Here is an 11,670-nt window from a genome sequence, read left to right as displayed (position 1 = left end):
AAAAGGAAAATCATATGGCAAAACAATTAAATACAGCTAGTGGAAATCCAATTAGCTCAAATCAGTTTAGTATCACAGCAGGTGCTAAGGGCCCAGTATTACTTCAAGATTATCAATTGATTGAAAAACTTGCATTTCAAAATAGAGAGAGAATCCCAGAAAGAACAGTTCATGCTAAGGGTAGTGGTGCATATGGTGTTTTAGAGATTACTGAAGATATTAGTAGATATACTAAAGCAAATGTACTTCAAAAAGGTGAAAAAACTAAATTATTTTTACGCTTTAGCACAGTTGCTGGTGAGGCTGGTGCAGCAGATGCAGAAAGAGATGTTAGAGGATTTGCAATTAAATTTTATACTAAAGAGGGCAATTGGGACTTAGTAGGTAATAATACACCGACATTTTTTATCAAAGATGGTATGAAATTCCCAGATTTTATCCACTCGCAAAAAAGAGACCCAAGAACACACTTAAGATCAGCAAATGCTGCGTGGGATTTTTGGACGCTAAACCCTGAGACAATGCACCAAGTTATGATCTTAATGAGCGATAGAGGAATTCCAGCAAGTTATCGTCATATGCATGGTTTTGGCAGTCATACATATAGCTTAATAAATCAAAATGGTGAGAGATTTTGGGTTAAATTTCACTTCAAAACTCGCCAAGGTATCAAAAATCTAACAAACAAAGAAGCTGCTGAGCTTATCGGTAAATGCCGTGAGAGCCATCAAAGAGATCTATATGAGGCAATTGATAGAGGTGAGTTCCCTCAGTGGGATTTTAAAATTCAAATTATGAGTGAAGAACAAGCAAATAATGCTAAATTCAACCCATTTGACCTAACCAAAATTTGGCCACACGCCGATTATCCGCTAATACCAGTTGGTGTGATGACCTTAAATAAAAATCCTGAAAACTACTTTAACGAAGTAGAACAAGCAGCATTTAGCCCAAGCAATATAGTCCCAGGTATCGGATATAGCCCAGATAGAATGCTACAAGCTAGAATTTTTAGCTATCCAGATGCTCAAAGATATAGAGTTGGTGTGCATTATCAACAACTTGAAGTTAATAAGCCAATAGTTGAAGTCAATAACTACTATGTAGGTGGAGCTATGAATAATGGTAGCTATGCACAAGAAAAATCAGCATATTATGAGCCAAATAGCTTTGGTGGGCCAGTAGAGAGTGCTAAATTTGCTGAGCCAGATTTGGCTATTGGTGATATAGCGCAAAGATTTAGCCATAGAGAGCATTATGCTGATTACTACACAGATGCAAGAGCTTTATATAAGATACTTCCGGCTGATGAAAAAGATAGATTATACTCTAATATCGCTGAGAGTATGGAAGGGGTCAAAGATGAGATAATCCAAAGAGCGATTAATCACTTTGAACAGATAGATCCAGAATACGCAAAAGGTGTTAAAGCGGCTTTGGCTAAATAATAAACCCTCCCCCACATTTGGGGGAGATATTGTAAATTTAAGTATCATAAAAATGGAATTTAAATTTACAATAAGGATAGAAAATGATAACTCCAGAAGAAGAAAAACGCTATGAAGAGCTGTGCGGATATGCATTTAATTTTGCTAGAAATAATGAATTTGCTCAGCTAGAGTTAATGCTAAATGCAGGATTAAATGTAAATCTTAAAAATCATAAAGGCGATAGTTTGTTAATGCTAGCTAGTTATAATGGCTCATATGAGACAACTAAGATGCTTTTAGAGCGTGGTGCAAATGTTGATGAGAGAAACGATCGAGGTCAAACCCCGCTAGCTGGAGTATGCTTTAAAGGGAATCTTGAAATAGTTAAGCTACTTGTAGAAGCAGGAGCTAATATCGATGCAAATAATGGAATGGGGCTTACTCCATATAGTTTTGCTATTATGTTTAATAGAGCAGAAATTGCTAAGTATCTATTAAGTAAGAGTAAAAAAAGAGGTATATTTAAAATAATAAGTGCTAAAATACTTGGAATATTTAGTAAAAATAGTGCTGCTTAAGGAATAAAAATTGCTTATTTTATCTAATAATTATTAAGGATAAAATATGCAAATAAATAATATATCAAAATATCAAAATGAAGTATATGGCACTTCAAAGCATTATAAAAGCGATGCTGAATTTAAAGATATATTATCTCAAATGCTACAGAGTGATAGCAAAAGTAGTAGTGTAGATAGCGTTGATACTTTTAGAGATAATATAAATAAATACGGTATAATGAATACTGTAAATATTATGAATAATGAGAAAATTGAAAAGCAATTAGAGATCAAAAGAGCCGAGCTTTTAAAGGCATTAGATGTTTCAAATATGAATCCATCTGATAAAGCAGCAGCGCTTGCTAGTATCGAAGAGACACTAGATAGGTATAAAAAAGATTTACAAAAATTAAATTCAGCCTACGATAGTGAAAAATTAGAAAATAGCAGTCTTAAAAAGTTATTTGCAGTTATATGATTTGGAGTGAAATCACTCCAAAAAATTTTAATCATAAAGCACAGTTGATAGATATCTCTCGCCAGTATCGCATAAGATTGTTACGATTGTTTTGCCTGGATTTGCCTTTGCTACTTGGCTAGCGGCGTATATATTTGCTCCACTTGATATCCCGACTAATAATCCTTCTTTTTGAGCTAATGCTTTAGCAGTTGCGATAGCATCTTCATTTGAGACAGTTAAAAACTCATCTATAACATCTCTATTTAAATTTTTTGGTATGAAGTTAGCACCTATACCTTGGATCATATGTGGGCCGGCTTCGCCTTTGCTTAGAAGTGGTGATTTAGCTGGTTCAACTGCGATTACTTTGATATTTGGATTTTTAGATTTTAGTATCTCACCAACACCGCTTACCGTCCCGCCAGTACCAAATCCAGCGACTAATATATCGACTTTACCATCTGTATCATTCCAAATTTCAAGTGCGGTTGTCTTTTTATGCATTTCTGGGTTTGCAGGGTTATCAAATTGACTTGGGATAAAGCTATTTGGTATCTCTTTTGATAACCTTAATGCTTCATCTACAGCGCCTTGCATACCATATTTTGGATCTGTTAATACTAGCTCAGCACCAAATGCTTTAAGTAATTTTTGGCGCTCAATACTCATTGAGCTTGGCATTGTTAAAATAATTTTAAGCCCACGCTCAGCTGCTATCATAGCTAGGCCTACACCTGTGTTGCCACTTGTTGGTTCTATGATTGTAGTGCTTTTATCAATTTTATTAGTTGCGATTGCGCTCTCAATCATATTTAAAGCGATTCTATCTTTAACCGAGTGGCTAGGATTTAGAAATTCGCATTTAGCTAAAATATTAGCCTCAACGCCGAATTTATTTATTTTGATAAGCGGAGTGTTGCCGATTAATTCGCTTACGCTATTTGCAATTTTCATCTTTATTCCTTAAATTATATAGTTCAGATATTTACCAGCTTGAGCTTGATCTATTTTAATACTGCTTAAAGGCTGCATAAAAAGCTCTTTTAACTTATCATTATACTCTTTGAAAAATAGATTATATAGATTATTTTCTAACTCTATATTTATTAGATTAAATTCATTTTCTAAGCTGTTAAATAGATCATAAAGGGTGATCTCATCTATAGGTTTGCTAAGATAATACCCACCCCTAATTCCTTTAATACTACCTACTATTCCATCTTTGCGAAGACTATTTAGAAGTTGTTCTAAATAGTTTTTTGAAACATTTATAGCTAATGAGATATCTTTTAAGGAGATAGGATTGCTTCTATCTCCTTTTGATATCTCAAGAATAGCCATCAAGCCATACACACCTTTGGTTGTAAGCAGGCTCATTTTAATGCTTCTTGAAGATCGCTTATTAAATCATCAGCGTTTTCTAGACCTATGCTTAATCGTATTAAGCCTGGACTAATGCCAGTGGCTGCTAATTCATCAACTGGAATTTGCTGATGAGTTGTGCTAGCTGGGTGAGTTATGATAGATTTACTATCACCGATATTTACTACTACGCTAAAGATTTTGACGCTATCTAGCACTTTTTTAGCTGTTTCATAATCAGCTACTTCAAAGCTCAAAAGCCCACTAGCTAGGCCATCTGTGAAATTAGCTTTGACATATGCATTTAAATTTGAGCTTTTTAAGCCTGGGTAATTTACAGATTTTACCTTTGGATGAGATTCTAAGAACTCAGCTACTTTTAGCGCGTTTTTAGAGTGTTCTTTGACTCTGATACTTAGAGTTTCTAAGCCTTGTATTAATTGCCAAGCGTTAAATGCTGAAAGTGTAGCGCCAATATCTCTTAATAGACTTAGGCGAATTCTCAAAGTATATATATCAAAAGCCTCAACCAAATCAGCATATACTAGGCCGTGATAGCTCTCATCGGCTAGATTGAAGTGGTCATATCTTTTGTTGCCGACTAATTTTTGGTTTAGTTGTTCGCCAGCTACGATGGCACCAGCTACGCTAATGCCTTGTCCGCTGATATATTTGCTAGCACTATGAACTACGACATCTACACCTTTTTTGATTGGGTTAAATAAAATTGGAGTTGCAACTGTGTTATCAGCTACTGTCACTACGCCATATTTGTTGGCTATTTCAACGATTTTTTCTACATTTGCGATAGCTATTTGCGGATTTGATAGAGTTTCAAAGAATATAGCTTTTGTTTTATCATCTATCAAGGCTTCTAAATCATCAGCACTATCAGAATCAAAAATTTTAGCTTTTATACCAAATCTTTTAATAGTGTGAGTTAGAAGTGTAGTGGCACCACCATAAATTTTCTTAGCTACTATTATATTGTCGCCAGCTTCAGCTAAATTCGCAATTGCAAAGAATATCGCCGCTTGACCACTTGAAGTGCTAATAGCTGCTTTCCCATCTTCAAGGGCTGCAATGCGAGCTTCAAATATATCAAGAGTTGGGTTTGTAAGACGAGAATATATAGGCCCAAGCTCTTTTAGAGCAAATCTATTTGCCGCAGTCTCAGCTGTACCAAAATCATAAGCTGTGCTTTGATAAATAGGCACTGACATAGCACCTGTGCCAACCTTTGTATCATAACCATAATGTGTTGCTAAAGTTTCTTTTTGCATTTTATCTCCTTTTTACTCAAATTAATAAGCAAATTGTAGCAAAAAAATTTAATAATGTCAAGTAAATCAATAATATATCTATATTTTATTAAATTTATTTAATTTTTATCGGTAAAATGGATATTAAAATTATATACTATATTTATATTTATTTTTAAATATATCTATATATATGATTATAAATTTTAATTTTTTATTTTTTTTTTTTTTCAATTCAAGGTATAATTTGGCAAAAATTTTAAATTTAGGAGTTTTAATGAAATTCTGTAAAAGATGTGTCATGCCAGATACCAAGCCAAATTTAAATTTCGATGAAGATGGAATTTGCGATGCTTGTAGATCTCAAGAGGCAAAAAATAGTGATATTGATTGGCAAAGTAGAAGGGCTGAATTATTAGAGATTGTTAAAAAGTATAAAAAGCACCCAATTTATGATTGTGTGATTGGAGTAAGTGGTGGCAAGGATTCTACTTTTCAAGTTTTAACAATGTTAAATTTGGGTCTTAAACCACTTTGTGTATGCTTTGAGCCGACTATTCCAACAAAAGTAGGTCGCAAAAATTTAAAGAATTTAAATAGCATAGGTGTAGATATCATCCATATAAAAAGAGATCCAAATGTCTATAAAAAACTTGCCAAAGCAGCTTTTAAAAAAACTGGAGATAATGAGTGGCAAAACCATCTTGGGATATTCTCTTGTGTGCCACGCATTGCTGTAAATTTCGGAATTCCATTAATAATTTGGGGCGAAAGTCCGCAATTAGAGTATGGTGGCCCAGCTTCATCAAAGGATAATAATATCTTAGATAAGGCTTGGCTAGATAGATTTGGCGGGCTTTTAGGAAGTAGTATAGAAGATATGATAGGTGTAGATGGCCTTACGCAAAAAGATCTATATTTTTACACTTACCCAAGTAATGAAGAGTTAAAAAGGGTAAATGTAACTGGTGTATTCTTAGGATATTATGTAAAATGGAATTATAAAGAGAATTTAAGAATTGCCAAAGAGCATGGCTTTAGCTGTTCTGATCGCCCAGTAGAGACTACATATGAAAATTTTGAGAATTTGGATTGCTATTCTAATCATCTACATGACTATTTAAAATATTGCAAATATGGCTTTGGTAGGGCTACTGATAATGCGTGTATCGATATTAGATTGGGTTATATAGATAGAGAAGAGGGCGTAAGATTAGTAAATAAATATGATGGCAAACCGCCTAAAAAGGCTATTAAAAAATATCTTGAGTATAGCGGATTTAGTGATGATGAGTTTTGGGAAATTGTAGATTCATTTACCAATAAAGATATATTTAAATGTGATGAAAATGGCAAATTTTTGCGTGATATAGATGGCTCATTAATCCGCAAAGAGAATACAATACTCAAATAATTTTATAAATTTGGAGCAACTCTAGCTCCAAATTTAACCAAGCTTCATAATAACTTAAATTCAAAATAACCAAATCATATAAAATATCAAATTTTAAGCATATTTTGGCTACAATACCCCATTTTATTTAAGGGAGCAAAGATGAAAGCAAAAGATGTCAAAAAGGTAGTTTTGGCCTATAGTGGCGGACTTGATACTAGTATAATTTTAAAGTGGCTACAAGATGAGTATAAATGCGAAGTTGTTACATTTACAGCTGATATCGGTCAAGGCGAAGAGGTAGAGCCAGCAAGAGCAAAAGCGATTAGCCTTGGTATAAAACCTGAAAATATATTTATTGAAGATCTTAAAGAAGAATTTGTGCGTGACTTTGTATTTCCTATGTTTAGGGCAAATGCTATATATGAAGGTGAGTATCTTTTAGGCACATCAATTGCTAGACCATTAATAGCTAAAAGACTTGTAGAGATAGCAGCACAAACCGGGGCTGATTGTATAAGCCATGGTGCTACGGGTAAGGGAAATGATCAAGTTAGATTTGAGATTGGAGCTTATGCTTTAAATCCAAATATCAAAGTTATTGCCCCTTGGAGAGAGTGGGATCTAGATAGTCGTGAAAAGCTCTTGGCTTACGCTGCAAAACATGGAATAGATATTAGCAAGAAAAAGGGTAAATCTCCATACTCAATGGATGCGAATTTGCTTCATATATCTTATGAAGGGTTGATTTTAGAGGATCCAAATAACGCACCTGAAGATGATATGTGGCGTTGGACTACAAGCCCAAAAGATGCTCCAAATGAGAGCGAAATCATTGAAATCACATACAAAAATGGCGATCCAGTAGCGCTAAATGGCAAAGAGTTAAATCCTAGCCAAATGCTTCAAGAGCTAAATAGACTTGGTGCTAAGCATGGTATTGGCAGACTTGATATAGTCGAAAATCGCTATGTAGGTATGAAAAGCCGTGGTTGCTATGAAACCCCAGGTGGGACTATAATGCTAAAAGCTCATAGGGCAATTGAGAGTATAACCTTAGATAGAGAAGCAGCTCATTTAAAAGATGAATTAATGCCAAGATATGCTAAATTAATCTACAATGGATATTGGTTTTCTCCAGAAAGAAAGATGCTACAAGCCGCTATCGATGAGAGCCAAAAGCATGTAAATGGCGTAGTAAGAGTAGAATTATATAAAGGCAATGTTATAATAATCGGCAGAGATAGCAAGAGTGATAATCTATTTAACGAAGCTTATTGTACCTTTGAAGAAGATAGCGTATATGACCAAAAAGATGCAAATGGATTTATCAAACTAAATGCTCTTCGTTTTATCATCGCTGGTAAAAATGGTAGAAAAATTGATTAATAGAATTTAACCAAGCTATGAAGTATAAGTTAGATTGTAAAGATAATTTCAAAAGCTCTATGCTATTTTGGCTTGGTAGGTTTGTAAAGTATAAGTTAAATTCTTTATCAAATAAAGAATTAAAAGATCCTAAAGCCCTAGCTAGTATCAATTTAGCTCTATCAAAGAATATAGATAATATTGATGAGCTTGATATTTTAGCAAAGGCTGCTAGAAATGCAGGATTAACAGGGATAAATACATATTTTAACCCACTGAAAAAAATTTACGAAACGCTATGTTATTATGAATTAGAAAGTATTACACAGATTGATGAGGATTTAATCAGTGAGGTGTTAGCTAGTTGCACTGGCTCATTAAGCGATGCAAGCAAGAAAAACTATAGAATAGCAGCTATAAATTTCTTTGGCTATTTAAGCAAGCAAAATGAAGAAAATGGTAAATCTCATATATTTGATATTGAGCTTAAAAATTGGGGTGGAATTAGCGGAAGGCGTGGCGCTAAGCTACCTGAATTTATGGGTGAGGATGAAGTAAAGAGATTTATAGCAGCTATTGATACGGCTGAATTTAAGAGCAATACGCATAGAAATAGATTAATTATAAAGATTATTATTTTTACTGGAATTCGTGTGAGCGAAGCTATAAATTTAAAACGAAAAGATATTAGCCAAGAGGGTGATTTGTATATCATTAGGATACGAGGCAAGGGTAATAAATATAGGGTTGTGATGGTCAAAAAACATCTCATAGATACACTTTTAGACTCTATAGCTATCAACTATATAAATCAAGATGGATATATATTTGTCAATCGCAATGGTGGGAAATTAACCCAAGCTTATGTGAGTAGGATAGTGGAGCAAATTTTGTTTCAAGCTGGTATTAGAAAGGGCAAAAATGGCGCTCACATGCTTAGGCACACATTTGCTACAATGCTATATAAAAAGCAAAAAGATCTAGTCTTAGTTCAAGAAGCGCTAGGTCACGCTAGTCTAGATACATCTAGAATTTACACACATTTTGATAGTGATAAACTCAAATTAGCCGCCAAAGTGGCTGAAGAGTTAAATGATTAGGAGAGCTAAATGTATGAGGTAGATTCTAGGCTATTTTATGCTTGTATTGTGCTGATTGCTATTGGAATGGTATTTTCGCTCTCATTGCCAGCTTTTACTGTGCTTTATTATGATTATTCTAGTTATCACTTTTTCCTTAGGCAGTTTGCGGTTGGATTTGTGGGGATTTTTATTATGTGGAAGCTCTCACAAATAGACCCAGATAAGCGTTGTATTGGTTCGCTTACAACATTTGAAGTAATTGGTTTTACGCTATTTTTTGGTTCATTTTTAGCAATGATTGTGATGCAATTTTTACCCGCATCGCTTGTACCAGTTACTGGTGGGGCAAAGCGTTGGATACGGCTTGGTCCAATTTCTCTCTCTCCGGTTGAATTTTTTAAAATCGGTTTTGTGTTTTTTTTAGCATGGAGTTTTACACGCAAACTAGATCACAATAAAAAGCGTTTAAAAGATGAGTTTGTCTTACTTTTTCCATATTTTATTTTATTTGCTATTGCTGTTTTTTTAATCGCAATTTTACAAAAAGATCTAGGTCAAGTGGTGGTTTTGGCACTAACTTTGATAGTTTTGGCGACATTTGCTGGGACTAGTAAGAGATTTTTTGGTTTGTTTGGTTTGGCTGGGGTGATTTTGGTGTTTTTTGCTATTATAACCCAAGAGCATAGGATTAGGAGATTTCAGTCTTGGTGGGTAACAAATCAAGATTTTGTATTGTCATTTTTACCTGCTAGTATGGCTGATATTTTAAGAGTTAGCGGAGCAGAAGAGCCATATCAAATAGGCCACTCTCTAAATGCAATTTATCATGGCGGGTTTTTTGGCGTTGGATTAGGAAATGGTACATTTAAGCTTGGATTTTTAAGTGAAGTTCACACAGATTTTGTGCTTGCTGGAATTGCTGAAGAAATTGGATTTATTGGTATTTTTTGTATTACTTTGATGATGATTTATGTAATTTTTAGAATACTTAAGATCTCTTCAAGAAACAAAAATAGAGTATATCATCTATTTGGGCTAGGTGTTGGTACGATTATTACTATGGCATTTTTGATTAATTCATATGGCATTACATCAATTACGCCAATTAAAGGGATTGCTGTTCCGTTTTTAAGTTATGGTGGTAGCTCTATTTTAGCACTTTGTGTAGGAATTGGAATGGTACTTATGATTAGTAAAAAGGCAGATTTATCATGATTGCTATAACTGGCGGTGGAACTGGCGGGCATTTGGCTATTGCTAGAGCGCTTGGACGTGAGCTAAATTTACGTGGCCTTAAAGCTATTTTTATTGGTTCAAGTAGTGGGCAAGATAGAATGTGGTTTGAAGATTCAGATATATTTAAAGCTTGCTATTTTTTAGATAGTAGCGGTGTAGTAAATAAACGTGGATTTGGCAAGGTATTATCTTTAGTTAATATTTTAAATTTAGCATTTAAATGTAAGCATATTTTTGATACTCATGGCATTAAAATGATAATTAGTGTAGGCGGATATAGTGCAGCACCTGCGGCTATTGGAGCGATTATATATAATAAAAGGCTATATATTCACGAGCAAAATGCAATAATTGGTAGATTAAATTTATTGTTAAAACCGTTTGCTAAAGGATTTTTTAGCTCATATTTTAAGCCAAAATTTGATTATCCAGTGGATGATAGATTTTTTAAAATTGCTAGAATTAGGCAAGATTTTAAAGTAATTTTATTTTTAGGTGGTTCACAAGGAGCTAATTTTATTAATACTTTAGCATTAAATTTAGCTCCAAATTTAGCCCAAAATGGTATAAAAATTATTCATCAATGTGGCCAAAAAGAGTATGATGCAATGATACGTAAATATCAAGAACTAAATATAAAAGCTGAAGTTTTTGCTTTTAGTAAAGATATTGAACATTATATGAATAGAGCTGATTTTTGTATTAGTAGGGCTGGGGCTAGTACGATTTGGGAGCTTTGTGCGGCTGGGTTACCTACGATTTTTATTCCATTTCCTTATGCGGCTAATAATCATCAATTTTATAATGCAAAATTTTTGTGCGATCAAGGCGCTGGAATGATTGTAAGTCAAGATGAATTAAATTTAGATAGTGTAAAAGAGATGATTTACAGTGCAAATTTAAAAGAAATTTCTCAAAAACTATTAAATTTAATAGATAAAAATGGCTCAAAAATTATAATTAATGAGATTTTGAAAAATTGTAAAAAATAGTGATTTTATGGCTATTTACTTAGAAGTTTTAAATTTATATCAAAAAATTGTGTAAAATGGCTTAATTTTTATGTAAAAATGGACTAAACCCTTGAATTTAGCGGTAAAATAGTGTAGAATTAGAATGTAAATTTCCACATAAGGATTAACAATGACAAAAGCAGAATTTGTAGGCCTAGTAGCTGCTAAAGCCAGCTTAACTAAAAAAGATGCAGAAGCTGCACTTGATGGTGTGCTTGAGACAATCAGCGAAGTGCTAACAAAAGGCGATAGCGTAACTTTTGTTGGTTTTGGTACTTTTAGTATATCAGAAAGAGCTGCTAGAACAGCTAAAGTTCCAAGTACTGGTAAAGAAGTTAAAGTTCCAGCTAAAAAAGTTGTTAAATTTAAAGTTGGTAAAAATTTAAAAGATGCAGTTGCTAGCTGCAAAACTTGTAAGAAAAAATAATCTTTTCCCTCTTCACTTGAAGAGGGCTTTATTTATGTTATATTCCATCGTAAAATTTATAAATTAAAATCAAAATT

The 11,670-nt window shown here is 33.6% G+C and carries 12 protein-coding genes; 9 read left to right on the top strand and 3 right to left on the bottom strand.

The window, feature by feature from the left end; genetic code table 11:
* The first annotated feature begins 14 nt into the window (after positions 1–14).
* The 3 genes from CIGNP109_RS02260 to CIGNP109_RS02250 all read left to right on the top strand — a co-directional run bounded on the left by CIGNP109_RS02260 (position 15) and on the right by CIGNP109_RS02250 (position 2,468).
* Positions 15–1,448: a catalase gene (locus CIGNP109_RS02260; protein WP_086228038.1), complete on the top strand. Its 1,434-nt coding sequence runs from the start codon at positions 15–17 to the stop codon at positions 1,446–1,448.
* A gap of 83 nt (positions 1,449–1,531) precedes the next feature.
* A complete protein-coding gene (locus CIGNP109_RS02255; RefSeq protein WP_086228037.1) occupies positions 1,532–2,008 on the top strand; it encodes an ankyrin repeat domain-containing protein in 477 nt (158 codons plus the stop codon).
* Between the two features lie 46 nt (positions 2,009–2,054).
* Positions 2,055–2,468 (top strand): hypothetical protein, encoded by a 414-nt coding sequence (locus CIGNP109_RS02250; RefSeq protein WP_086228036.1) that lies wholly within the window; start codon positions 2,055–2,057, stop codon positions 2,466–2,468.
* Between the two features lie 27 nt (positions 2,469–2,495).
* Here CIGNP109_RS02250 and cysK read toward each other — a convergent pair whose 3' ends face one another.
* Genes cysK through CIGNP109_RS02235 form a run of 3 tightly spaced genes read right to left on the bottom strand, consistent with a single transcriptional unit; the run spans position 2,496 to position 5,095 of the window.
* A complete protein-coding gene (cysK, locus tag CIGNP109_RS02245) occupies positions 2,496–3,404 on the bottom strand; it encodes a cysteine synthase A (RefSeq protein WP_086228035.1) in 909 nt (302 codons plus the stop codon).
* 9 nt (positions 3,405–3,413) lie between these two features.
* Positions 3,414–3,827 carry an RrF2 family transcriptional regulator gene (locus CIGNP109_RS02240; RefSeq protein WP_086226983.1) on the bottom strand — a complete coding sequence of 138 codons (414 nt, stop codon included), beginning with the start codon at positions 3,825–3,827 and terminating at the stop codon, positions 3,414–3,416.
* The gene (locus tag CIGNP109_RS02235) at positions 3,824–5,095 is read right to left on the bottom strand and encodes an O-acetylhomoserine aminocarboxypropyltransferase/cysteine synthase family protein (protein WP_086228034.1); all 1,272 of its coding nucleotides are present in this window, start codon (positions 5,093–5,095) and stop codon (positions 3,824–3,826) included. Before CIGNP109_RS02235 ends, CIGNP109_RS02240 begins: the two co-directional genes overlap by 4 nt.
* A 256-nt stretch (positions 5,096–5,351) precedes the next feature.
* Between CIGNP109_RS02235 and pseA the strand changes: the two genes are divergently transcribed.
* The 6 genes from pseA (at position 5,352) to CIGNP109_RS02205 (ending at position 11,593) form a co-directional block, all read left to right on the top strand.
* Positions 5,352–6,488, top strand: a complete 1,137-nt coding sequence (gene pseA / locus CIGNP109_RS02230; RefSeq protein ID WP_086228033.1) for a pseudaminic acid biosynthesis protein PseA — start codon at positions 5,352–5,354, stop codon at positions 6,486–6,488.
* Between the two features lie 141 nt (positions 6,489–6,629).
* The gene (locus CIGNP109_RS02225) at positions 6,630–7,856 is read left to right on the top strand and encodes an argininosuccinate synthase (RefSeq protein ID WP_086228032.1); all 1,227 of its coding nucleotides are present in this window, start codon (positions 6,630–6,632) and stop codon (positions 7,854–7,856) included.
* 17 nt (positions 7,857–7,873) lie between these two features.
* Positions 7,874–8,935, top strand: a complete 1,062-nt coding sequence (locus CIGNP109_RS02220; protein ID WP_086224563.1) for a tyrosine-type recombinase/integrase — start codon at positions 7,874–7,876, stop codon at positions 8,933–8,935.
* A 9-nt stretch (positions 8,936–8,944) separates the two neighbouring features.
* Positions 8,945–10,132, top strand: a complete 1,188-nt coding sequence (locus tag CIGNP109_RS02215) for an FtsW/RodA/SpoVE family cell cycle protein (protein WP_086228031.1) — start codon at positions 8,945–8,947, stop codon at positions 10,130–10,132.
* Positions 10,129–11,145 carry a UDP-N-acetylglucosamine--N-acetylmuramyl-(pentapeptide) pyrophosphoryl-undecaprenol N-acetylglucosamine transferase gene (locus tag CIGNP109_RS02210; protein ID WP_086228030.1) on the top strand — a complete coding sequence of 339 codons (1,017 nt, stop codon included), beginning with the start codon at positions 10,129–10,131 and terminating at the stop codon, positions 11,143–11,145. The genes CIGNP109_RS02215 and CIGNP109_RS02210 overlap by 4 nt, the downstream gene beginning before the upstream one ends.
* Positions 11,146–11,296: 151 nt before the next feature.
* Positions 11,297–11,593 (top strand): HU family DNA-binding protein, encoded by a 297-nt coding sequence (locus CIGNP109_RS02205; protein WP_086224560.1) that lies wholly within the window; start codon positions 11,297–11,299, stop codon positions 11,591–11,593.
* Positions 11,594–11,670 lie beyond the last annotated feature (77 nt).

This window comes from Campylobacter sp. P0109, assembly GCF_002138755.1.
GTDB classification, from domain to species: domain Bacteria; phylum Campylobacterota; class Campylobacteria; order Campylobacterales; family Campylobacteraceae; genus Campylobacter; species Campylobacter devanensis.
Note: the sequence above shows the minus strand (reverse complement) of the source record. Positions and strands in the feature narration are given on the sequence as shown.